This is a genomic window from Pseudomonas algeriensis, assembly GCF_048847255.1.
Taxonomy (GTDB): Bacteria; Pseudomonadota; Gammaproteobacteria; order Pseudomonadales; family Pseudomonadaceae; genus Aquipseudomonas.
The window spans coordinates 41,489-62,191 of record NZ_JBKKRK010000005.1; the positions used below are offsets into that span (position 1 = coordinate 41,489).

The window sequence follows — 20,703 nt, forward strand, 5'->3', positions numbered from 1 at the left end:
GGTGTGCCGGATAATGCCCATCCTGTCACAGGCCCTATCGCCCCATAGCCATGACCGAAATCCTCTTATCCCTGTTGAGCGCGGCCCTGATCAACAACCTGGTGTTGCATTGGCCGCTGGGCGTCGATCCGTTGCTGGCAGCCAAGGGTCGAAGCCAGGTGCATGCCCTGGGCCTGGCGACGGCGTGCCTGATGCTCTGTGTCGGGAGCGTGGGCTATCTGATCGACCAATGGTTGCTGGTCCCGGCCGGCCTGGCGTCAATGCGGCTCTTGCTATGGCTGCCCCTGAGTGTCTTGCTGATCAGGCCGGTGCTGGGGCTGCTGAAGCACTGGCTGCCCATGCTGCCGCTTGCTGGCTTGTGGCCGCTGCTACTCGGCAATGTCGGCATATTGGGCGTCACGCTGCTCAATAGCCGGGAGGCCACCGGCCTGGGCCACGCCATGTCCTTGAGCCTGGGTGGTGGACTGGGTTTCTGGCTGGTGTTGAGCCTGTTCGAAGACTTGCGACAGCGAATCCACGACAACGATATTCCCATGCCCTTGCGGGGGCTGCCGATCCAACTGATCAGCGCCGGCCTGATGGCAGTGGCGTTTCTCGGATTGCGCGGGCTGGTCAAGACATGAACCTGATTCAACACATCGATGCCCTGCTTCCGCAAACTCAATGCGGCAAGTGCGGTCACCCAGGGTGCAAGCCCTATGCCGAAGGGATCGCCCAGGGTGAGCCGATCAACAAATGTCCGCCTGGCGGAAGGGAAACCATCGCAGCCTTGGCCGAACTGATGCGGGTGCCGGCCTTGGAGCTGGACGCCAGTCGCGGCGCGGCACCGGCGCAAATCGCGTTTATCCGGGAAGCCGAATGCATCGGCTGCACCAAGTGCATCCAGGCCTGCCCGGTGGATGCGATTGTCGGCGCGGCAAAGCTGATGCACACCGTTCTCATCGACGAATGCACCGGCTGTGATCTTTGCGTGGCGCCTTGCCCGGTGGATTGCATCGAGATGCGGCCATTGCCGGTGGCGACGGTAACGCCGATCGTGGGAGGACTCGCCTCCAGCGACGAGGAGCGGCAAGCGCGAGCCGCCAAGCGCAATCACGCTCGTCAGCGTTTCGAGCAACGCAATGCGCGCTTGCGTCGTGAAGACGAGGCGCGCCAAGCCGAGCGCCTGGCCAGAATCCAGCGGAACGCCCAACCGGCCCGGGCGCAGCCACTCGATCCCGTGCAGGCAGCATTGGAGCGAGTGCGCGCGCAGAAAGCCGCCACTGCGGATGCCGCCCTGAAGAAAGCCAAGGTCGATTTGGCCATGAGTCGGGCACAGTTGCACAAGTCCTTGAGAGCGTTCGGCCATCCGCCGACCTACGAGCAACAGTCACGGCTGATCGTGCTGCAACGCCAGTTCGAAGCGGCAGAACTGGCATTGGCCCAACTGGAAAGCGCTGCGTCGCCCGCCACGCCGGCACCGGCACCAGTGCCGGCAAATGACGCCGAACTGAAGCGGGCCAAGATTCAGCTGGCGATGCGTCGCGCCGAACTCAGCAAGGCCCGGGCGGCCGCTGCTTCTGCGGAGCAGCTTCAAGCATTGGAGCAAGCCGTCAAGGACGCCGAGCGGCAGGTGGATGTCCATGCCGCTCGCTGATCCGCTGGACGAACGGCTGCGGCAGGCGATGCGGCGTGTACTGCTGGCGACGTTGCCCGGCGTACTGGCCTCGATGTGGTTCTTTGGTTGGGGTTTGTTGCTGAACCTGTTGTTGTCCGGGCTGACCGCGCTGGCGATCGAGGCGCTGATATTGCGTTTGCGGCGACGACCCATCAAGCCAGACCTGGGCGACGGCAGCGCATTGGTCAGTGCCACCTTGCTGGCCCTGGCCTTGCCAGCGTATTGCCCTTGGTGGCTGACCGTCACGGCGGTCGCCTGCGCCTTGTTGTTTGGCAAGCACCTTTGGGGTGGGGTCGGCAGCAATCCGTTCAATCCAGCGATGCTCGGGTATGCCCTGGTACTGATGGCGTTCCCCCAATACATGAGCCAATGGCCAACGACCCATGGCCTGGGCCTGATGGACGGTTTGCGCCTGGTCGCCGACATGGGCCAGCCCCCCGATGGCTGGGCTGGCGCCACCGCGTTGGACAGCCTGCGGGTCAACACCAGCCTGACCATCGACGAGCTGTTTGCCAGCGACCCGGCGTTCGGCCGCTGGGGCGGACACGGTGTGGAGTGGATCAACCTGGGGTTCCTTGCCGGCGGCCTGTTCCTGTTGCAACAACGGGTTTTCACGTGGCACGCCCCAGTGGGCATGCTGGCCAGCCTGTTCACCGTCAGCCTGTTGTTCTGGAACGGTTCGGGCTCGGATTCCCACGGTTCGCCACTGTTTCATCTGCTGACCGGCGCAACCATGCTCGGCGCGTTTTTCATCGTGACCGAACCCGTGTCGGGCGCCAAAGCCCCGTTTGCCCGACTGTTGTTCGGCGTAGGCGCGGGGGTGCTGGTCTACGTGATCCGCACCTGGGGTGGGTTGCCGGACGGCATAGCGTTTGCGGTGTTGTTGATGAATCTCGGCGTGCCGGCCCTGGAGCGCTTCGTCGAGGCACGACATAGGCGCCCGCTGACATGAAAAAAATCGCCGGCGTTGCGATCCTGGTGTTGCTTGGCGGCCTTGCCATCGGCGCCACGTACCTGGTGCAAACCGGCACCGCCGGGCGCATCGAGGCGCAGCGCCAAGCCATCGCCAACCGGACCTTGCTCGACATACTGCCGCCCGACCGTTACGACAATCAGCCGATGGCGCAACCGCTCATCGCGGCTCCGGTGGCGCTGCCCCGCAGCACATTGCTGGGCGCTTACCTGGCAACTCGCGACGCAGTGCCCAGCGCCGTGTTGCTACGCAGCCAGGTACAGGGCTACGAGGGCAGCATCGAGCTACTGATCGCCGTGGATCCGACAGGACGCGTGCTGGGCGTAAAAACCCTGCGCCAGTCGGAAACTCCCGGCCTCGGCGCGGCGATAGCCGGCTGGCCGAATGCCTGGCTGCAAACCTTCGAGGGCAAGTCGAGCCAGGTGCCTGCCGATGAGAGTTGGGCGTTGAAAAAGGATCACGGCCAGTTCGACCAGTTGGCTGGCGCGACGGTCACATCCAGGGCGGTGCTCCAGGCTGTCCACGATGCGTTGCGTTACTTCGACGGGCATAAGACGCAGCTGACGGGAGCGATCAGTCATGAATAACTCCATACCCTGGTCCCGCGGCCTCGTGCTCGTTCCTCTGGTGGGAGCCAGCGACTCGCTGGTGAATGCGCTGGTCCTGTGGCTCGCCTGGGTCTTGATCAGCCTCGCCCACGGCTCGACACTGGCATTGCTGGGGCCGCGCCTCACGGACCGCCAGCGACTCATCGCATCCTGCGTCGTGGCCGCCGCCATGACCGCCTGCGCCGACCTCCTCGTCCAGGCCTGGATGTTGGAGCGCCATGGCGCGCTGAGCATGTACACCGCATGGATCGCACTGAGCTGCGTGACGCTGGAACAAACCGCTGTCGTCGAGCGCCGCTGGCTTGCTCACCTCAGGTTGGCGGCGCAGTTCGGCCTCTTGATCGTCAGCCTGGGCGCTTTGCGCGAGCTGATCGGCAGAGGCGTGCCAATGGCCCTGCTCGCTCCCGGCGGATTCATTCTGCTCGGCCTGCTGCTCGCCGCCTATCAAGCCTGGACAGGCACCAACCCCCGTTCGACCCAAGAGGAAACGCCGCGCCCATGAACGCCGCAAAACGTCTGGAAATCTTTCGTCGTTTTCATGAAGACAACCCCGAGCCAAAGACCGAACTGGCCTACTCTTCCCCTTTCGAGTTGCTGATCGCGGTGATTCTATCGGCCCAATCCACCGACGTCGGTGTCAACAAAGCCACGGCCAAGCTTTTTCCCGTAGCCAATACACCGCAGGCGATCCTTGCCTTGGGCGTCGAAGGGCTGTCCGAGTACATCAAGACCATCGGGCTTTTCAACAGCAAGGCGAAAAACGTGATCGAGACCTGTCGCCTGCTGATCGAGCGTCACGGCGGTGAGATTCCCCAGTCCCGCGAAGCGCTGGAAGCTCTTCCAGGTGTCGGTCGCAAGACCGCCAATGTGGTTCTCAATACCGCATTCCGTCAATTGACGATGGCCGTCGACACCCACATTTTCCGCGTCAGTAACCGGACTGGGCTGGCGCCGGGCAAGAACGTGGTGGAAGTGGAAAAGAAGCTCATGAAATTCGTCCCCAAGGATTACCTTCTGGATTCACACCACTGGCTGATCCTGCATGGGCGTTACGTCTGCCTGGCCCGCAAGCCCCGTTGCGGGAGCTGCCGGATCGAAGACCTATGTGAATATAAGCACAAGACATCGGACGATTGATGCGCTATTGCTTTTACGCATCCGCCGATTGAAAAAATCTTTTTTACCCGCCGGTTGTTTATCGATATAAGGAGCGCCAATGGCAGTCTTAGCCTGGAGTCGACCCCATGAGTACTGGCAAAGAACAACTGGATGTAGTGGAAGACGATTTCGTCGCCGTTGAAGGTGACGATGCGGAACCTGTTGTCGTGGAAGTGGCAAAAACCAACCTGAGTAAACGCCGCACCATCGACAACCTGTTGGAAGAGCGTCGTCTCCAAAAGCAACTCGCCGATTACGATTTTGATCTCTGACACGTAAAAGCCTCCCAGATGGAGGCTTTTTACTGTACGCGTGCCCGATTCAGACCAGTCCATTTCGTTGTGCCAGTTCAATCAGGTCCACCAGCGAACGGGCATTGAGCTTCAACAACAAGCGGGTTTTGTAGGTGCTGACGGTCTTGTTGCTCAGGAACATCCCATCCGCGATCTCTTTGTTGGTCTTACCGCGAGCCAGTTGCTGCAGCACCATCATCTCTCGCCCGGACAAACGTTCCACCATATCCGACTCGCTGGCATTGCCAAGGCTTGAACGCACCGTGTGCAATGCCTGGTTGGGAAAATAGCTATAGCCCGACAGCACCGCTTTTATCGCACTTAACAGTTCGGTCAGGTCCTGCTGTTTGCATACATAGCCGGCGGCCCCCGTTTGCATGCAGCGCATCGAAAAATGTCCAGGGGCCTGGGAAGTCAGCACCAGCACTTTCAATGGCGAAGGATTGATGGTCAGGCGAGCGATAACCTCCAATCCATCCAACTTCGGAATTCCAATATCCAGAATAACGATGTCGGGCATTTGTTCCCGGGCAATCTGCAATGCATCGACGCCGTTATCCGTTTCGGCAATAACTTCATATCCATGACGCTCCATCAGCAAACGTACAGCAAGACGAATGACGGGATGATCATCCACGATCAGCACTTTATTCATGGGCAAATCCAACTTCGCTGTTCGAATTTTTAGAGCACGCACAATAGCCTAGTCATTTCTTCCTTGGCATGTCGTCCCCCCTTACCGCTCGCAGCGAAAGACGCAACCTACAAGCAACGCAGAAAAATCCTACAAATAACCTTCGAAATAATGTGCCATGAATTTTCCCGAGGGGTGCGAACGGCAATTCTCACGCGTCGAACACCCTATGAATAATGCGCCTTCTCGTCAAAAACCTGATTACCTGCCACCCAGGGAAAAGCATTTCCCTCATAAAAAGTTACCGATTTATTTATAGACAAACCGCAAAAGTTTAGCTCGGAAGATTCAGTTTTCTGTATAAAAAAGATTCCACTTACCAGCACACGAAAGAGAACGCTGCCCGATCGCAGGGTTATTCTAGCGGCCCGGCAATTTCATTTATTCGATCAACTCAAACAATCGAGCACACTATTACTTATGAGCACTCACCATGAAAAGATCATTAAGAACCATCGCCAACCCCCTGACACTGATCGCTGTATTCGCAACGATCTCCGAAACTTCCGCAGCTATTTCCCTGCCGTTTCTGGATGATGAAGAGCGAGAGTACTATGTATGGTTCCTCATCAGCTTCCCGTTTTACCTGTTATTTCTTTTCTTTATCACACTCAACTTCAACTACCGTTCCTTGTACTCGCCCTCGGATTTCCACAAGACCAAGCACTTCATAAGGGGTGCGGCTGAGTCATCCTGTCGGCGTAGACGTAGACCACGCCAAGGAAGCAAGGCTGATTTCCTGTCGCAGTCTTATCAATGGAATAAGTGCACGGCTCTGGACGATGCGTTCAAGCACACTTCATCCCACCCGTCGGTCGACATGTATTGGGCTAAGGACTCGGGACGGCGTCTTGAGGGCAAGACCATCATCGTCTTCGTTGTTTACAACGGGAACGGCGCAGGGACACTGCCGGATAAACAGGCGGGGTGAGCCATAAGGGAAACGGCTGCAGCGACACACGGGACGGGAAACAACAGAAAACGGCCTGCCATGCGGCAGGCCGTTTTCGGATTGCATCAGAACAGCTTGCGACCCTTGTTCGCCGCGATGCGCATGCGCAGGGCGTTGAGCTTGATGAAACCGGCCGCGTCGGCCTGGTTGTAGGCACCACCGTCTTCTTCAAAAGTGGCGATGTTGGCATCGAACAGCGAGTCGTCGGACTTGCGCCCGGTCACGATCACGTTGCCCTTGTACAGCTTCAGGCGCACGACACCGTTCACGTTGACCTGGGAGGCATCTATCATCTGTTGCAGCATCAGACGCTCAGGGCTCCACCAGTAGCCGGTGTAGATGAGGCTGGCATACTTGGGCATCAACTCATCCTTCAAGTGAGCCACTTCGCGATCCAGGGTGATCGATTCGATCGCCCGGTGGGCGCGCAGCATGATGGTGCCGCCTGGGGTTTCGTAGCAACCACGGGACTTCATGCCGACATAGCGGTTCTCGACGATGTCGAGGCGACCGATGCCGTGTTCGCCACCGATGCGGTTCAGGGTCGCCAGCACAGTGGCCGGGCTCATTTCCACGCCATCGAGCGCTACGATGTCGCCATTGCGATAGGTCAGTTCCAGGTATTGCGGGGTATCGGGAGCCTTCTCGGGGGAGACGGTCCAACGCCACATGTCTTCTTCGTGCTCGGTCCAGGTGTCTTCCAGCACGCCGCCTTCATAGGAGATGTGCAACAGGTTGGCATCCATCGAGTACGGAGATTTTTTCTTGCCATGACGCTCGATCGGGATCGCGTGCTTCTCGGCGTAGTCCATCAGCTTTTCACGGGACAGCAAGTCCCACTCGCGCCATGGAGCAATGACCTTCACGCCCGGCTTGAGGGCATAGGCACCCAGCTCGAAACGTACCTGGTCGTTGCCCTTGCCGGTCGCCCCATGGGAAATGGCATCGGCACCGGTTTCGTTGGCGATTTCGATCAAGCGCTTGGCAATCAGCGGACGGGCGATGGACGTGCCCAGCAGGTATTCGCCTTCGTAAACAGTGTTGGCGCGGAACATCGGGAAGACGAAGTCGCGGACGAATTCTTCGCGCAGGTCATCGATATAGATCTCTTTGACGCCCATGGCCTGGGCCTTGGCGCGTGCAGGCTCGACTTCCTCGCCCTGTCCCAGGTCAGCGGTGAAGGTCACCACTTCGCAGTTATATGTGTCCTGCAGCCACTTGAGGATCACCGAAGTGTCCAGGCCGCCGGAATACGCCAGAACGACCTTGTTTACGTCCGCCATGCCATCACTCCACGGGTTGTACGGAAAGCCGGCAAGTCTAACGTCCACCGCGGATAATTTACAGAGGCGCGACAGCTTATGACGACGAAGCGACAGATTATGTCAGCTGCGCGACGATCAAGGCGCGATCAGGAAGTGCGCGCGGTTGCCGCAGCAGGCGTAGCCGCCTTGGCCGGGGCCACTGGCGTCGCCGGTTTGCCCGGCGCGGCAGCGGGCGCCACGGCAGGCACCGCAGGCGTTGTCGCAGGGGTTGGCGGCTGTGGGGCCGAGGCCGGTGCGGCGCCCCGCTCCAGTTTTACCAGCACACGACGGTTCTTGGCCCGATTGGCGGCGTTGGTATTGGGCACCAGCGGATAACGCTCGCCATGGAAGCGAACGGTGAACTGAGACTCCTGGAAGCCGTTGGCCTTGAAGAAGTCCTGGACGGCCAGGGCCCGGCGGCGCGACAGCTCGCGGTTGGTCAGGCGGTTGCCACTGTTGTCGGAGTGGCCGTCGAGTTCGACATGATTGACGCTCGGGTCAGCCTTGATGAAGTCGAGCATGACCTGCAGCTGAGCCTTGGCCTGGGCGTCGAGCTCGATGCCTTCGCCGGGAAAACCGATCTGGGTTTGCTTGATCTGTTCGAAGTTCTTCGGCAACAGCTTCGCGACACAGCCCTGGTAATCGTTGAACGCCTTGTTGAAGCGCACGGGCAACAACCGGACTTCCGACACCCGCCCATCGTCGGTGTTACGCCGCACCACGGGGCTGCGACCTTCCATCAGCCCGCTGATCAAGCGGCCCGCCTGCACCTGGGAGCTGTTGAACAGCACATCGCCGCTACCGATCCTGACCGAGCCGAGGTTGATATCGCCTCGTCCTGGCTGCCAGGGCGCCGCCGCCGCCAGCAACGTCGCGGAGCCGCCACCGAGCATCGGGTTATAGGCCTTGAGCCGGAACGTGGCCTGCTCGCCCGCCTTGCGCACGAATTCGCCGCTGCCAAAATCGGTGATCGGCTGACTCAGCCGACACTCGAACTTATCGCCTTCGACCGTCCACTCAATGCTCTCCAGACGGGTCTGGAAAGTGAGCGCCATCGCAGGAAGGCTGGCAAACACACTGAGCAAGGCTAGATAACGCTGGCGCACGGGAGGCTCCACTGGCTTTTATACGGAAATCGAAAAACGCTGGGCATGCCGCTTGGCCTAGACACTGCACGCAATCGTGGCACACCTGAAGGGGCTATCGGTAACTTGCGGCAAAACTTGATAGCGGGTGCCCGGATCGGTCTTTTCCGGTAGCATTCGCCAGAGATTTACCCGCCTGGAAGCCCCCCATGTCCGACCGCCTGACCCTGCTGCGTCCCGACGACTGGCATATTCATCTTCGCGATGGTGCTGTGTTGACCCATACCGTCGCCGATGTCGCGCGCACTTTTGGCCGCGCCATCATCATGCCTAACCTGGTTCCGCCCGTGCGTAACGCTGCCGAGGCCGATGGCTATCGCCAGCGCATCCTGGCTGCACGCCCGGCTGGCAGCCGCTTCGAACCGCTGATGGTGCTTTACCTCACCGACCGCACCCAGCCCGAAGAAATACGCGAGGCCAAGGCCAGTGGTTTCGTCCACGCGGCCAAGTTGTACCCCGCTGGCGCCACCACCAACTCGGATTCCGGTGTCACCAGCATCGACAAGATCTTCCCTGCGCTGGAGGTCATGGCCGAAGTCGGCATGCCATTGTTGATCCATGGCGAGGTCACCCGGGGCGACGTCGATGTGTTCGACCGCGAGAAGATCTTCATCGACGAACACATGCGTCGCGTCGTCGAACGCTTCCCGACGCTAAAGGTGGTGTTCGAGCACATCACCACCGGCGATGCCGTGCAATTCGTCAACGAGGCCTCGGCCAACGTCGGCGCGACCATTACCGCACACCACCTGCTGTACAACCGCAACCACATGCTGGTGGGCGGGATCCGGCCGCATTTCTACTGCCTGCCGATCCTCAAGCGCAACACCCATCAGGAAGCCTTGCTGGACGCCGCCACCAGCGGCAGCGCCAAGTTCTTCCTGGGCACCGACTCGGCGCCCCACGCCCGTCACGCCAAGGAAGCCGCCTGCGGTTGCGCCGGCTGTTACACCGCCTACGCCGCCATCGAGATGTATGCCGAGGCATTCGAGCAGCGCAACGCCCTGGACAAGCTCGAAGGTTTCGCCAGCCTGCATGGCCCACGCTTCTATGGCCTGCCGGTGAACACCGATCGTATTACCCTGGTTCGCGATGAGTGGACCGCCCCTGCCAGCCTGCCGTTTGGCGAGCAGACTGTCATCCCGCTGCGCGCCGGTGAAAAACTGCGCTGGCGCCTGCTGGAGGAAAACGCGTGAGTGAAGATCATTTCGATGACGAACTGGACGGCAACGGCGGCTCAGGCGGCCCGCGCCATCCAATGGCGGCTCGCTTCCGGGGTTATCTGCCGGTCGTGGTCGATGTAGAAACCGGCGGCTTCAACTCGGCCACCGATGCGCTGCTGGAAATCGCCGCGACGACCATCGGCATGGACGAGAAAGGCTTCGTCTTCCCCGACCACACCTATTTCTTCCGGGTCGAACCGTTCGAAGGCGCCAACATCGAAGCGGCTGCCCTGGAGTTCACCGGGATCAAGCTCGATCATCCGCTGCGCATGGCCGTCAGCGAAGAAACCGCGCTGACCGACATCTTCCGTGGTGTGCGCAAGGCGCTGAAGGCCAACGGTTGCAAGCGAGCGATCCTGGTTGGCCACAACAGCAGCTTCGACCTGGGCTTCCTCAATGCCGCCGTGGCGCGCCTGGACATGAAGCGCAACCCTTTCCATCCGTTCTCCAGCTTCGACACGGCCACCCTTGCAGGCCTGGCGTATGGCCAGACAGTGTTGGCCAAGGCGTGCCAGGCAGCCGACATCGATTTCGATGGCCGTGAAGCCCATTCGGCCCGCTACGACACCGAGAAAACCGCCGAGCTGTTTTGCGGCATCGTCAACCGGTGGAAGGAAATGGGTGGCTGGCAAGATTTCGACGACTGACATCAGCCTGGCTCTTTGTGGCGAGGGATCTGTGCTGCGCCAAGAAACGTCCATAAAAAAACCGGCCCATCGAGGGCCGGTTTTTTTATGCATGGGTGCGCTTACAGCTTGTCGCTGTGCTCGCCCAGGTAGGCAGCTACCCCTTCAGGCGATGCGGTCATGCCCTTGTCGCCTTTTTTCCAGTTGGCCGGGCAGACTTCGCCATGCTCTTCGTGGAACTGCAGGGCGTCAACCAGACGGATCAGCTCTTCCATGTTACGTCCCAGCGGCAGGTCGTTGATGATCTGCGAACGGACCACGCCTTTGTCGTCGATCAGGAACGCGCCACGGAAGGCCACGCCGCCTTCGGACTCAACGTCGTAGGCCTTGGCGATTTCGTGCTTCATGTCGGCAGCCATGGTGTATTTCACCGGGCCGATGCCACCGGCATTGATGGCGGTGTTGCGCCAGGCGTTGTGGGTGAAGTGCGAGTCGATCGAAACGGCGACCACTTCAACGTTGCGCGCCTTGAAGTCGTCCATGCGGTGATCCAGTGCGATCAGCTCGGACGGGCAAACGAAAGTGAAGTCCAGCGGGTAGAAGAACACCAGGCCGTATTTGCCTTTGATGGCCGAGGACAGGGTGAAGCTGTCGACGATTTCGCCATTGCCGAGGACGGCGGGAACGGTGAAGTCAGGGGCTTGTTTGCCTACGAGTACGCTCATTGGATATCTCCTGGTGTAGTAACGTGAAAACAAGGTCCGCGCCAGCCTGCCACCCTCAGGCGACAGCCCTGTGACACGAACCCGCTTTGCAAGGACCGACCATCATACACCGCACGTTTGGCCTGTCCTCAACGGTTTTTTGGCGGCCCTGGAAATCCGATGCCCGCTTGATGGCAGGCGCTCGACGCCGTTCGTCAATCAGCGCAGGAAACCACTTTGACAATCATTCTCGTTAACATTAAGATCCGTCTCAATTGAGTCACAACCAGCGACGGTTCTCACTTATGTATGTATGCCTCTGCACTGGCGTCACCGACGGACAAATCCGCGAAGCGATCTATGAGGGTTGCTGCAGCTACCGGGAAGTCCGCCAGGCCACCGGCGTAGCCAGCCAATGCGGCAAATGCGCCTGCCTCGCCAAGGAAGTGGTGCGTGAAACCCTCGCCAAAGTTCAGACCGCGCAAGCCTCGATCCCTTATCCGGCAGAATTTACGGCCGCATAAATCCAGATATTCAAAGAACCGGACTCAATGTCCGGTTTTTTTATGCCCGAAAATCAAATGCTTAGCTTCCAGACGCGGAACACAAACATTCTTATTCCGATTAATTTTCATTTATTATTCAATAACTTAGGTTTGACACTCGTAATAGCTCGGCTCAAACTCCGCCTTAATACACAGTTATCAGGGCAGGCCCTCATCATGAAAGGCGACATTACAGTCATCCAGCATCTCAACAAGATCCTTGCCAATGAGCTGGTCGCGATCAATCAGTACTTCTTGCATGCACGCATGTACGAGGATTGGGGCCTGAACAAGCTGGGCAAGCACGAGTACCACGAATCCATCGATGAAATGAAACATGCGGACAAGCTGATCAAGCGAATCCTGTTTCTCGAAGGCCTGCCGAACGTCCAGGACCTGGGCAAGCTGCACATCGGCGAACATACTCGTGAAATGCTCGAATGCGACCTGCGCATCGAGCGCACCGGCCACGCCGACCTGAAAGCCGCCATTGCCCATTGCGAAAGCGTTGGCGACTTCGGTAGCCGCGAACTGCTGGAAGACATTCTCGAATCCGAGGAAGAGCACATCGACTGGCTCGAAACCCAGCTGGGCCTGATCGACAAGATCGGTCTGGAAAATTACCTGCAATCGCAGATGGGCGAAGAATAAGCGCCCTCGAAAGCAAGCCATTAAAAAGCCCCGCCCTCTTTCGAGGCGCGGGGCTTTTTATTGCCTGGATGGCCAGGCTCCTACAGTACTGCGGTCGATCAGGCTTCGGACTTGTTAGCCGCCGCTGCTTCCACAGCTGCCCTGATCGTGGACTGCAACGAACCGTCGGCGGCCATCTCGGTCATGATGTCACTGCCGCCGATCAGCTCACCGCCAACCCACAACTGTGGGAAGGTTGGCCAGTTGGCATACTTGGGCAGGTTGGCGCGGATTTCCGGGTTCTGCAGGATGTCCACGTAGGCGAACTTCTCGCCACACGCCATCACCGCCTGAGCAGCCTTGGCCGAGAAGCCGCACTGTGGGGCGTTCGGCGAGCCTTTCATGTAGAGCAGGATGGTGTTGTTGGCAATCTGTTCTTTGATCGTTTCGATGATATCCACGGAGCACCTCGGCTTGAACTTTTGCGACTACAGATGTCGACACGGTGGCGCATTGTAACGGAAAGCCGAGCACCTTGCTCGGTCCGCCCCGGGGACAATTTTACGCAGCCGCCACCTTCACCGGAACACCGTTCAGCGCCGCGTTGCCGGATAACTCATCGAGCTGGCGCTCATCGGTCAGGTCGTTGGCGCTGGACCCAGGCTGTCCGCTGGCGATGGTCATCTGCACGCCAGGACGAGCATGCCCCCAACCGTGAGGAAGGCTGACCACGCCTTTCATCATGTCCGGGCTGCTCTGGACCTCCACTTCAATCACGCCGACCCGGGAGCTGACCTTCACGCGCTGCCCATCGACAAGCCCCCGGCTGGCAAGGTCTTGCGGATGCATCAGCAATTGATGACGCGGCTTGCCTTTCACCAGCCGGTGGAAATTATGCATCCATGAGTTATTGCTGCGCACATGGCGCCGGCCAATCATCAGCAACTCGTCCGCTGCCGGCGCTCGCAACGCGGCAAAGCGCGCCAGGTCGGCGAGGATGACGGCGGGCGCAGCCTGCACGCGGCCATTTTCGGTTTTCAACCGGGCCGTCAGATTGGGCTTGAGCGCTCCGAGATCGATACCGTGGGGATGATCGAACAGCGTTGCCAAGGACAACCTGTAGGGCGAAGCATCGCCATACATCCCGGCTCGCAGGCCGAAATCGATCATCTGCGCCGGCGGCATCGTCGGCTTGAGCTCCTTGCCGGTCCGGGCGGCAAAAGCCTTGGCCAGGCCGACAAAAATCTCCCAATCGTGCAGCGCTCCCTCGGGCTTGGGCAGGATGGCCCGGTTGAAGCGGCTGACGTTACGCACGGCGAACAGGTTGAACGTGGTGTCGTAATGATCATTTTCCAGGGCCGAGGTCGACGGCAGGATCAAGTCGGCGTAGCGCGTGGTTTCGTTGATGTACAAGTCGATGCTGATCATGAACTCAAGCCCATCCAGCGCTTGCTCGAGCTGCCGTCCGTTAGGCGTGGACAGCACGGGGTTGCCGGCCACGGTGACCAGCGCACGGATCTGCCCTTCGCCCTCGGTGAGCATTTCTTCGGCGAGGGTCGATACAGGCAACTCGCCCGCATATTCGGGACGCCCGGATACACGGCTTTGCCAGCGATTGAAGTGCCCGCCCGAAGTGGTCGCCACCAAATCCACCGCTGGCTCGGTGCACAGTGCCCCGCCCACTCGATCGAGATTGCCGGTCACCAGGTTGATCACCTGGATCAGCCAGTGGCACAGCGTGCCGAAAGCCTGGGTCGAAACACCCATCCTGCCATAGCACACGGCCGACGGCGCGGCAGCGAAATCACGGGCCAATTGGCGGATCTGCGGGGCAGGCACCCCACAAAGCGGGCTCATGGCCTCTGCGGTGAAAGGTGCAACGGCCTGGCGCACCTCTTCGAGGCCGTCCACCGGCAAATGACTGTCACGCGTCAGTCCTTCGCTGAACAAGGTGCCAAGCAAGCCAAACAGCAGCGCGGCATCGCCGCCGGGGCGTACGAATACATGCTGGTCGGCAATGGCCGCCGTCTCGCTGCGCCGCGGATCGACCACCACCACCCGGCCGCCCCGGGACTGGATTGCCTTCAGCCGTTTCTCCACATCCGGCACGGTCATGATGCTGCCATTGGAAGCCAGCGGATTACCCCCAAGGATCAGCATGAAATCGGTGTGATCGATGTCCGGTATCGGCAGCAGCAAGCCGTGACCGTACATCAAGTGACTGGTCAGGTGATGGGGCAATTGATCAACCGAAGTCGCCGAAAAGCGGCTGCGGGTTTTCAACAAGCCGAGGAAATAGTTGCTGTGGGTCATCAATCCATAGTTGTGCACGCTGGGGTTGCCCTGATAGACCCCCACCGCGTTCTGGCCGTGGCGCTCCTGGATCGCCGCAAGGCGTTCGGCCACCAAGGCAAAGGCGTCGTCCCAGGCGATGGGCTGCCACTCGCCGCCGACTCGTTGCATGGGCTGGCGCAGGCGGTCCGGATCGTTCTGGATATCCTGCAACGCCACGGCCTTGGGGCAGATGTGCCCACGACTGAAACTGTCCAGCGGATCACCCTTGATCGAGGTGATCGCCAGGCCTTGGCCTTCGGTTTCGGTGGTTTCGAGAGTCAGGCCACAGATGGCCTCGCACAGATGGCACGCACGGTGATGGAGGGTCTTGGTCATGGCCAGCCTCTGTTTTATTCGTAGCGGGCACTTTGGGCCGCGGGAACAAAACTATGGCGCGGGATGCCCGGTAGCGCCAGCGACGTTCGTCCTGTGAATCGCCAGGCATCAGGCCCGCCGATGCGTCGCTGTCAAGGCTGCTCGGGAGGAGGCGCCAGCAGTTGGATTTCCTCGATGGTCTGCACTTCCTCCTGGGCCATGGGCACGCCGGTCAACTCGCCAATCAAGCGCCAGTGCTCATCGAGACCACCGCTGATCGTGGCCATCCGATCGATCATGCGGCGCCCCGCCGCCTTGGTCACTTCGTCATCGCTGCGCAGCAATTCGAATGACATGGACGTCACCGAAGCGGTCAGGTGGGTCAGGGTGCGTGCCGTCAGCCCCAACAGTTCCATCAGTCGTTGCTCTTTCGAATCCATTTCGGGGCTCCTGCGGCTAGGGGTTCATTTATAACCCAGGGTCCCGCATTAGGAAATATTTCACATTGGGCAACAGACCGACGACCCGGGCCGGCGGGTCAAAAACCGATCGCCAACCACCCGATGCCCGCCCTGCTCGATTGCCAAGCGACGCAACGCCAGTGTACAAATGAACCCGCTGCTGTCAGGAAACCGGCCTCAACCGCGCCAATGCAACTCTGCATTGGCCTCGCTGAAATCCCTCATAACCGTAGCCCTATTGGTAAGACGCGACATTTAATGTCAATATCGCGCCTTTCCCCTATTTCGTCGCCCCGTGCGGCTTTTGCCGCAGGTCTCGCCCGTTTTTCCATGAAACAAGGCTCTGAGCATCTGCGGTCCGTTACAAAAAGGTAGTCAATCATGAGCGCAAGGCACTTTCTCTCCCTGATGGATTTCACGCCCGATGAGTTGCTCGCCGTGATCCGTCGAGGCGTTGAGCTCAAGGACCTGCGTAAACGCGGCGTACTGTTCGAGCCCTTGAAAAACCGTGTGCTGGGGATGATTTTCGAGAAGTCATCCACGCGCACTCGCATCTCTTTCGAAGCCGGCATGATCCAGCTTGGCGGCCAGGCGATTTTCCTGTCGCCCCGCGACACTCAACTGGGACGTGGCGAGCCGATCAGCGATTGCGCCATCGTCATGTCGAGCATGCTCGACGCCGTGATGATCCGTACCTTTGCCCACAGCACCCTGACCGAATTCGCCGCCTATTCCAGCGTGCCGGTGATCAACGGCCTATCCGACGATCTACACCCTTGCCAGCTGTTGGCCGACATGCAGACCTTCCTCGAGCACCGCGGCTCGATCCAGGGCAAAACCGTTGCCTGGGTCGGCGATGGCAACAACATGTGCAACAGCTATATAGAAGCGTCGATGCAATTCGACTTCCAGCTACGGATCGCTTGCCCTGAAGGCTATGACCCGGATGCAGAACTGCTCGCCAAGGCCGGGGACCGAGTGTCGCTGGTCCGTGATCCGAAGCTGGCCGTGGCCGGCGCGCACCTGGTGAGCACCGACGTCTGGACCTCCATGGGCCAGGAAGAGGAAGCCGCCAAGCGCGTCAAGCTGTTCGCGCCGTTGCAGGTCACACGGGCCCTGCTCGACCTGGCTGACGCCGAGGTGCTGTTCATGCATTGCCTGCCCGCCCATCGCGGCGAGGAAATCAGCCTCGACCTGCTGGAAGACCCGCGATCCGTCGCTTGGGACCAGGCAGAAAACCGTCTCCACGCACAGAAGGCCCTGCTCGAATTCCTCGTCGAGCCGGCGTATCACCACGCATGAGTCACTCCTTGTTACTGAATCTGCATAACCTGGCCTGCGGGTACCAGGACCAGCGAGTCGTCCAGAACCTCAACCTGCACCTCAATGCGGGCGACATCGGCTGCTTGCTGGGCTCGTCCGGGTGCGGCAAGACCACGACCCTGCGGGCCATCGCCGGTTTCGAACCGGTACACGAAGGCGAGATCCAGTTGGCCGGGGAAATCATTTCCCGCGCGGGTTTCACCTTGGCCCCGGAAAAACGTCGCATCGGCATGGTATTCCAGGACTATGCACTGTTCCCGCACCTCAGTGTCGCCGAGAACATGGCATTCGGCATTCGTAAACACCCTGGCAAGAACCGTGTGGTCGAAGAGCTGCTGGAACTGGTCAACCTGAAGAACCTCGGTAAACGTTTTCCCCATGAGCTCTCCGGAGGCCAGCAACAACGCGTGGCGCTCGCCAGGGCATTGGCGCCCGAGCCGCAATTGCTGCTGCTCGACGAGCCCTTCTCCAACCTCGATGGCGAGCTGCGACGCAAGCTCAGCCATGAGGTGCGGGACATCCTCAAGGCTCGCGGCACCAGCGCGATTCTGGTGACCCATGACCAGGAAGAAGCCTTCGCCGTGAGTGATCACGTCGGCGTATTCCGGGAGGGTCGGCTGGAACAGTGGGATACGCCCTACAACCTTTACCACGAACCCCTGACGCCTTATGTCGCCAGCTTTATCGGCCAGGGCTATTTCATCCGAGGCCAGCTCGACAGCCCGGAATCAGTGCAGACCGAATTGGGGACGCTACGGGGAAACCGGGCCTATACCTGGCCCATCGGCAGCGCCGTGGATGTGCTGCTGCGCCCGGACGATATCGTCTACGCGCCTGACAGCCCGCTCACGGCTGCCATCATCGGTAAGACTTTTCTGGGCGCTTCGACCTTGTATCGCCTGAAATTGCCGACGGGTGCGCAACTGGAATCGATTTTCCCAAGCCACGCCGACCATCAGGTCGGGGCGACTGTCGGTATTCGCGTGGCCGCCGAACACCTGGTGCTGTTCCAGGCCTCGGGCAGTACGGCAGCGCATTTGCCGTCGATCGACAGCGGCGTGCGACGGCATAGCGTCGCCAATTGACGCTACACCCTGTGGGAGCGAGCAAGCGCGCCCCCACAGAACCTCATTGACCTCAACCGACTGATAGGGTCCCGCTGGCCACCAACGTGGCATGCCCACCGATCTTCACCCGGTCACCCTCCAGCCGGCAGAACAATGCCCCTCCCCTGGCCGAGCATTGATACGCCGTCAGCCCGAGCTTGTTCAGCCGCTTGGACCAGTAGGGAATCAGGCTGCAATGAGTCGACCCGGTGACCGGATCCTCATTGATACCAATCGCCGGAGCAAAATAGCGCGAGACGAAATCGTGCTTGCTTCCCGGCGCGGTCACGATCGCGCCAGGCCATGGCAGTTTCGCCAGGGCCGCCATGTCCGGCTTGCATTCGAGCACCGCCTGCTCCGACTCCAATACCACGAACAATTCGTTGGAACTCAGCACATCCACCGCCTCGACACCCAAGGCACTCTGGACCGCCAGGGACGCGCCCAATTCAGCCGGCACGATGGCAGGGAAATCCAACCACAGCCGTTCGCCCTCGCGCGTGACGCTCAGCGCTCCGGATTTGCAGATGAAGTCCAGCCGCTCCACGGTTTCGTGATAGACCTCGAACAACACATAAGCGCTGGCCAACGTGGCATGACCACACAAGGGCACCTCGGTGGTCGGGGTGAACCAGCGGATATGCCAGTGCTGGTTTTCGCGCACCAAAAACGCGGTTTCAGCCAGGTTATGTTCGGCGGCAATCTTTTGCATCAGGTCATCGGCAAGCCAGGCATCGAGCCGATAGACCATCGCCGGGTTACCGCCAAAGGGCCGGTCACTGAACGCATCGACCTGATGAAACGCAAGCTGCATGGCACATCTCCTTTTTTATGATGCGTGAGCATGAGCTGCGCAGGCACCGTTTATCCAGTGACAGATCGACACAATTTTCGCCTTACACATTGAAGGGTTGGACGCCTGGACGGTTGGAAAGATTCATCCTGGCAGAGGCGCTTGCTCCTCACCCGCGGCCAATATCCGCAAACGCCGCTCCGGTATGCTCCGCCAGCAACGCGGGCGCCAACTCCACCTCCAGGCCTCGTCTTCCCGCGCTGACGAACACAGTGGGGAACGGCTGTGCGGATGAGTCGATAAACGTGCGCAGGCGCTTCTTCTGTCCCAGCGGACTGATGCCCCCCAGCAAATAACCTGTCGAACGCTGCGCGGCGGCTGGATCAGCCATCTCGACTTTCTTTACCCCGGCCGCATGGGCCAGCGCTTTGAGGTCCAGACTCCCGGCGACCGGCACCACCGCCACCAGCAATTCACCTTTCTCGCTCGCGGCCAACAGCGTCTTGAACACTCGCGCCGGTTCCAGAGCCAGTTTCTCTGCGGCTTCCAGACCATAGGACGCGGCCTTGGGGTCATGTTCGTAACTGTGAATACGATGTTCGGCACGCACTTTTTTCAGCAGATCCAATGCGGGGGTCATGACCGCTCCTGACAGGGAAACAACAAAAAGAGTGGCGAGAATTCTAAGCGATCCCCAGGCAAAAGGCTGCGCAGACGGCCGATGTCGACGCCGCGCCACGCCGGAAAAATTCATTCATGGAACGAATAATCCCAATATGACCGACGGTTCACTTTCGACCTTTGACAGCGGCGTTTCTTGTCTATATTTTTTCGAAACTGAAAGCAGAAACGCGTGTCTCAAGCAACACCCCGAGCGCAGGATGGGGATCCTGCACTCGGCGAAAAGGCGACGACGGGTTGTTTTCCGCCGCGCAGGACAACAAAAAGAACCGAGGTTTGAATGACGACTGCTTTACAACAACCTTCGCTCTCCAGCCAATGCCTGGCGGAGTTCCTGGGTACGGCCCTGTTGATTTTTTTCGGCACCGGTTGCGTTGCAGCGCTCAAGGTCGCGGGCGCCAGTTTCGGCTTGTGGGAAATCAGCATCATCTGGGGCGTCGGTGTCAGCATGGCGATTTATCTCAGCGCGGGCATTTCCGGCGCACATCTGAACCCCGCCGTTAGCATCGCCCTGTGCATTTTCACTGACTTCGAAAAACGCAAACTGCCTTTCTATATCGTTTGCCAAGTGACCGGCGCGTTCTGCGGCGCACTGCTGGTCTACACGCTGTACAGCAATTTATTCTTCGATTTCGAACAGTCCCGCCACATGATCCGGGGCACCGTGGCCAGCCTCGAACTGGCGTCGGTGTTCTCCACCTACCCCCACCCGGCACTGTCCACCGGCCAAGCTTTCCTGGTCGAGATGATCATCACCGCCATCCTGATGGGCGTGATCATGTCCTTGACCGATGATAACAACGGCCTGCCGCGCGGCCCGCTGGCGCCGCTGCTGATCGGCTTGCTGATCGCCGTGATCGGCAGTTCGATGGGGCCACTGACAGGTTTCGCGATGAACCCGGCGCGGGATTTCGGTCCGAAATTGATGACTTTCTTCGCTGGCTGGGGTGAAATTTCACTCACCGGGGCGCGTGACATTCCATACTTCCTCGTACCGATTTTTGCGCCGATCCTTGGCGCATGCCTGGGTGCTGCTGCTTATCGCGGGCTCATCGCTCGCCACCTGCCCAGCGCCGTGGTTGCTGCAAAGGAGCCAGAGCCGGCCATTGATGGCAAGCCCAGAACGTCCTGAAACAGTCGGCGCGGGCGCCTGTCATTCGAGCCCCCGCCCTGGCCTC

Annotated in this window: 25 protein-coding genes; 16 read left to right on the forward strand and 9 right to left on the reverse strand. The window is 59.9% G+C overall.

What is annotated here, in order from left to right:
* Positions 1 to 50: 50 nt before the first annotated feature.
* The 7 genes from ACLK1G_RS09515 (at position 51) to ACLK1G_RS09545 (ending at position 4,668) form a co-directional block, all read left to right on the forward strand.
* Positions 51 to 623, forward strand: a complete 573-nt coding sequence (locus tag ACLK1G_RS09515) for an Rnf-Nqr domain containing protein (RefSeq protein WP_420765213.1) — start codon at positions 51 to 53, stop codon at positions 621 to 623.
* A complete protein-coding gene (gene rsxB, locus ACLK1G_RS09520; protein WP_420765214.1) occupies positions 620 to 1,636 on the forward strand; it encodes an electron transport complex subunit RsxB in 1,017 nt (338 codons plus the stop codon). The genes ACLK1G_RS09515 and rsxB overlap by 4 nt, the downstream gene beginning before the upstream one ends.
* The gene (locus tag ACLK1G_RS09525; protein ID WP_420765215.1) at positions 1,623 to 2,609 is read left to right on the forward strand and encodes an RnfABCDGE type electron transport complex subunit D; all 987 of its coding nucleotides are present in this window, start codon (positions 1,623 to 1,625) and stop codon (positions 2,607 to 2,609) included. The genes rsxB and ACLK1G_RS09525 overlap by 14 nt, the downstream gene beginning before the upstream one ends.
* Complete coding sequence (locus ACLK1G_RS09530) at positions 2,606 to 3,217, forward strand: RnfABCDGE type electron transport complex subunit G (protein ID WP_420765216.1); 612 nt, start codon at positions 2,606 to 2,608, stop codon at positions 3,215 to 3,217. Before ACLK1G_RS09525 ends, ACLK1G_RS09530 begins: the two co-directional genes overlap by 4 nt.
* Positions 3,210 to 3,740, forward strand: a complete 531-nt coding sequence (locus ACLK1G_RS09535) for an Rnf-Nqr domain containing protein (RefSeq protein WP_420765217.1) — start codon at positions 3,210 to 3,212, stop codon at positions 3,738 to 3,740. Before ACLK1G_RS09530 ends, ACLK1G_RS09535 begins: the two co-directional genes overlap by 8 nt.
* Positions 3,737 to 4,375: an endonuclease III gene (gene nth / locus ACLK1G_RS09540; RefSeq protein ID WP_420765218.1), complete on the forward strand. Its 639-nt coding sequence runs from the start codon at positions 3,737 to 3,739 to the stop codon at positions 4,373 to 4,375. Before ACLK1G_RS09535 ends, nth begins: the two co-directional genes overlap by 4 nt.
* A gap of 107 nt (positions 4,376 to 4,482) precedes the next feature.
* Positions 4,483 to 4,668: a PA3496 family putative envelope integrity protein gene (locus tag ACLK1G_RS09545; protein ID WP_420765219.1), complete on the forward strand. Its 186-nt coding sequence runs from the start codon at positions 4,483 to 4,485 to the stop codon at positions 4,666 to 4,668.
* Positions 4,669 to 4,717: 49 nt separating this feature from the next.
* On the opposite strand, the gene ACLK1G_RS09550 is transcribed toward ACLK1G_RS09545, so the two are convergent.
* A complete protein-coding gene (locus ACLK1G_RS09550; RefSeq protein ID WP_420765220.1) occupies positions 4,718 to 5,344 on the reverse strand; it encodes a response regulator in 627 nt (208 codons plus the stop codon).
* A gap of 472 nt (positions 5,345 to 5,816) precedes the next feature.
* Here ACLK1G_RS09550 and ACLK1G_RS09555 point away from each other — a divergent pair, with 472 nt between their 5' ends.
* A complete protein-coding gene (locus ACLK1G_RS09555) occupies positions 5,817 to 6,314 on the forward strand; it encodes a hypothetical protein (RefSeq protein ID WP_420765221.1) in 498 nt (165 codons plus the stop codon).
* Between the two features lie 86 nt (positions 6,315 to 6,400).
* On the opposite strand, the gene ACLK1G_RS09560 is transcribed toward ACLK1G_RS09555, so the two are convergent.
* Together ACLK1G_RS09560 and ACLK1G_RS09565 are read right to left on the reverse strand one after the other, a co-directional pair.
* Positions 6,401 to 7,618 (reverse strand): argininosuccinate synthase, encoded by a 1,218-nt coding sequence (locus ACLK1G_RS09560; protein WP_024779511.1) that lies wholly within the window; start codon positions 7,616 to 7,618, stop codon positions 6,401 to 6,403.
* A 128-nt stretch (positions 7,619 to 7,746) separates the two neighbouring features.
* A complete protein-coding gene (locus tag ACLK1G_RS09565; protein WP_420765222.1) occupies positions 7,747 to 8,745 on the reverse strand; it encodes a flagellar protein MotY in 999 nt (332 codons plus the stop codon).
* A gap of 188 nt (positions 8,746 to 8,933) precedes the next feature.
* Here ACLK1G_RS09565 and pyrC point away from each other — a divergent pair, with 188 nt between their 5' ends.
* Complete coding sequence (pyrC, locus tag ACLK1G_RS09570) at positions 8,934 to 9,980, forward strand: dihydroorotase (protein WP_420765223.1); 1,047 nt, start codon at positions 8,934 to 8,936, stop codon at positions 9,978 to 9,980.
* A complete protein-coding gene (gene rnt / locus ACLK1G_RS09575; RefSeq protein ID WP_420765224.1) occupies positions 9,977 to 10,654 on the forward strand; it encodes a ribonuclease T in 678 nt (225 codons plus the stop codon). Before pyrC ends, rnt begins: the two co-directional genes overlap by 4 nt.
* A 101-nt stretch (positions 10,655 to 10,755) precedes the next feature.
* Here rnt and ACLK1G_RS09580 read toward each other — a convergent pair whose 3' ends face one another.
* The gene (locus ACLK1G_RS09580; RefSeq protein WP_039591751.1) at positions 10,756 to 11,358 is read right to left on the reverse strand and encodes a peroxiredoxin; all 603 of its coding nucleotides are present in this window, start codon (positions 11,356 to 11,358) and stop codon (positions 10,756 to 10,758) included.
* A gap of 284 nt (positions 11,359 to 11,642) precedes the next feature.
* Between ACLK1G_RS09580 and ACLK1G_RS09585 the strand changes: the two genes are divergently transcribed.
* Positions 11,643 to 11,861 (forward strand): bacterioferritin-associated ferredoxin, encoded by a 219-nt coding sequence (locus ACLK1G_RS09585; RefSeq protein WP_039591750.1) that lies wholly within the window; start codon positions 11,643 to 11,645, stop codon positions 11,859 to 11,861.
* A 198-nt stretch (positions 11,862 to 12,059) separates the two neighbouring features.
* Complete coding sequence (gene bfr / locus ACLK1G_RS09590) at positions 12,060 to 12,533, forward strand: bacterioferritin (protein WP_053124544.1); 474 nt, start codon at positions 12,060 to 12,062, stop codon at positions 12,531 to 12,533.
* 98 nt (positions 12,534 to 12,631) lie between these two features.
* Here the strand turns inward: bfr and grxD are convergent, their stop codons facing one another.
* The 3 genes from grxD to ACLK1G_RS09605 all read right to left on the reverse strand — a co-directional run bounded on the left by grxD (position 12,632) and on the right by ACLK1G_RS09605 (position 15,601).
* Positions 12,632 to 12,973 (reverse strand): Grx4 family monothiol glutaredoxin, encoded by a 342-nt coding sequence (gene grxD, locus ACLK1G_RS09595; RefSeq protein ID WP_420765225.1) that lies wholly within the window; start codon positions 12,971 to 12,973, stop codon positions 12,632 to 12,634.
* A 100-nt stretch (positions 12,974 to 13,073) separates the two neighbouring features.
* Positions 13,074 to 15,182, reverse strand: coding sequence for a molybdopterin oxidoreductase family protein (locus tag ACLK1G_RS09600; protein WP_420765226.1), 2,109 nt, complete (start codon positions 15,180 to 15,182; stop codon positions 13,074 to 13,076).
* Between the two features lie 131 nt (positions 15,183 to 15,313).
* Positions 15,314 to 15,601 (reverse strand): hypothetical protein, encoded by a 288-nt coding sequence (locus tag ACLK1G_RS09605; RefSeq protein ID WP_420765227.1) that lies wholly within the window; start codon positions 15,599 to 15,601, stop codon positions 15,314 to 15,316.
* A 402-nt stretch (positions 15,602 to 16,003) separates the two neighbouring features.
* On the opposite strand from ACLK1G_RS09605, the gene argF reads away from it, so the two are divergent.
* Both argF and ACLK1G_RS09615 read left to right on the forward strand, forming a co-directional pair.
* Positions 16,004 to 16,924: an ornithine carbamoyltransferase gene (gene argF / locus ACLK1G_RS09610; protein WP_420765228.1), complete on the forward strand. Its 921-nt coding sequence runs from the start codon at positions 16,004 to 16,006 to the stop codon at positions 16,922 to 16,924.
* Positions 16,921 to 18,030: an ABC transporter ATP-binding protein gene (locus ACLK1G_RS09615; RefSeq protein ID WP_420765229.1), complete on the forward strand. Its 1,110-nt coding sequence runs from the start codon at positions 16,921 to 16,923 to the stop codon at positions 18,028 to 18,030. The genes argF and ACLK1G_RS09615 overlap by 4 nt, the downstream gene beginning before the upstream one ends.
* A gap of 52 nt (positions 18,031 to 18,082) precedes the next feature.
* Here the strand turns inward: ACLK1G_RS09615 and ACLK1G_RS09620 are convergent, their stop codons facing one another.
* A complete protein-coding gene (locus ACLK1G_RS09620) occupies positions 18,083 to 18,865 on the reverse strand; it encodes a PhzF family phenazine biosynthesis protein (protein ID WP_420765230.1) in 783 nt (260 codons plus the stop codon).
* Between the two features lie 148 nt (positions 18,866 to 19,013).
* The gene (gene ybaK / locus ACLK1G_RS09625) at positions 19,014 to 19,484 is read right to left on the reverse strand and encodes a Cys-tRNA(Pro) deacylase (protein WP_420765231.1); all 471 of its coding nucleotides are present in this window, start codon (positions 19,482 to 19,484) and stop codon (positions 19,014 to 19,016) included.
* Between ybaK and ACLK1G_RS09630 the strand changes: the two genes are divergently transcribed.
* Positions 19,483 to 19,809, forward strand: coding sequence for a hypothetical protein (locus tag ACLK1G_RS09630; protein WP_420765232.1), 327 nt, complete (start codon positions 19,483 to 19,485; stop codon positions 19,807 to 19,809). The two genes, ybaK and ACLK1G_RS09630, sit on opposite strands and share 2 nt — an antisense overlap.
* Positions 19,806 to 20,657, forward strand: coding sequence for an MIP/aquaporin family protein (locus ACLK1G_RS09635; protein WP_420765233.1), 852 nt, complete (start codon positions 19,806 to 19,808; stop codon positions 20,655 to 20,657). The genes ACLK1G_RS09630 and ACLK1G_RS09635 overlap by 4 nt, the downstream gene beginning before the upstream one ends.
* The last annotated feature ends 46 nt before the right edge of the window (positions 20,658 to 20,703 follow it).

What these genes read in the sequence shown, in the direction of transcription:
- ACLK1G_RS09515 (WP_420765213.1), top strand. Translation starts at nt 51, where the DNA reads ATGACCGAAATCCTCTTATCCCTGTTGAGCGCGGCCCTGATCAACAAC.
- rsxB (WP_420765214.1), top strand. Translation starts at nt 620, where the DNA reads ATGAACCTGATTCAACACATCGATGCCCTGCTTCCGCAAACTCAATGC.
- ACLK1G_RS09525 (WP_420765215.1), top strand. Translation starts at nt 1,623, where the DNA reads ATGCCGCTCGCTGATCCGCTGGACGAACGGCTGCGGCAGGCGATGCGG.
- ACLK1G_RS09530 (WP_420765216.1), top strand. Translation starts at nt 2,606, where the DNA reads ATGAAAAAAATCGCCGGCGTTGCGATCCTGGTGTTGCTTGGCGGCCTT.
- ACLK1G_RS09535 (WP_420765217.1), top strand. Translation starts at nt 3,210, where the DNA reads ATGAATAACTCCATACCCTGGTCCCGCGGCCTCGTGCTCGTTCCTCTG.
- nth (WP_420765218.1), top strand. Translation starts at nt 3,737, where the DNA reads ATGAACGCCGCAAAACGTCTGGAAATCTTTCGTCGTTTTCATGAAGAC.
- ACLK1G_RS09545 (WP_420765219.1), top strand. Translation starts at nt 4,483, where the DNA reads ATGAGTACTGGCAAAGAACAACTGGATGTAGTGGAAGACGATTTCGTC.
- ACLK1G_RS09550 (WP_420765220.1), bottom strand. Translation starts at nt 5,344, where the DNA reads ATGAATAAAGTGCTGATCGTGGATGATCATCCCGTCATTCGTCTTGCT.
- ACLK1G_RS09555 (WP_420765221.1), top strand. Translation starts at nt 5,817, where the DNA reads ATGAAAAGATCATTAAGAACCATCGCCAACCCCCTGACACTGATCGCT.
- ACLK1G_RS09560 (WP_024779511.1), bottom strand. Translation starts at nt 7,618, where the DNA reads ATGGCGGACGTAAACAAGGTCGTTCTGGCGTATTCCGGCGGCCTGGAC.
- pyrC (WP_420765223.1), top strand. Translation starts at nt 8,934, where the DNA reads ATGTCCGACCGCCTGACCCTGCTGCGTCCCGACGACTGGCATATTCAT.
- ACLK1G_RS09580 (WP_039591751.1), bottom strand. Translation starts at nt 11,358, where the DNA reads ATGAGCGTACTCGTAGGCAAACAAGCCCCTGACTTCACCGTTCCCGCC.
- ACLK1G_RS09585 (WP_039591750.1), top strand. Translation starts at nt 11,643, where the DNA reads ATGTATGTATGCCTCTGCACTGGCGTCACCGACGGACAAATCCGCGAA.
- bfr (WP_053124544.1), top strand. Translation starts at nt 12,060, where the DNA reads ATGAAAGGCGACATTACAGTCATCCAGCATCTCAACAAGATCCTTGCC.
- ACLK1G_RS09600 (WP_420765226.1), bottom strand. Translation starts at nt 15,182, where the DNA reads ATGACCAAGACCCTCCATCACCGTGCGTGCCATCTGTGCGAGGCCATC.
- ACLK1G_RS09605 (WP_420765227.1), bottom strand. Translation starts at nt 15,601, where the DNA reads ATGGATTCGAAAGAGCAACGACTGATGGAACTGTTGGGGCTGACGGCA.
- argF (WP_420765228.1), top strand. Translation starts at nt 16,004, where the DNA reads ATGAGCGCAAGGCACTTTCTCTCCCTGATGGATTTCACGCCCGATGAG.
- ACLK1G_RS09615 (WP_420765229.1), top strand. Translation starts at nt 16,921, where the DNA reads ATGAGTCACTCCTTGTTACTGAATCTGCATAACCTGGCCTGCGGGTAC.
- ACLK1G_RS09620 (WP_420765230.1), bottom strand. Translation starts at nt 18,865, where the DNA reads ATGCAGCTTGCGTTTCATCAGGTCGATGCGTTCAGTGACCGGCCCTTT.
- ACLK1G_RS09630 (WP_420765232.1), top strand. Translation starts at nt 19,483, where the DNA reads ATGACCGCTCCTGACAGGGAAACAACAAAAAGAGTGGCGAGAATTCTA.
- ybaK (WP_420765231.1), bottom strand. Translation starts at nt 19,484, where the DNA reads ATGACCCCCGCATTGGATCTGCTGAAAAAAGTGCGTGCCGAACATCGT.
- ACLK1G_RS09635 (WP_420765233.1), top strand. Translation starts at nt 19,806, where the DNA reads ATGACGACTGCTTTACAACAACCTTCGCTCTCCAGCCAATGCCTGGCG.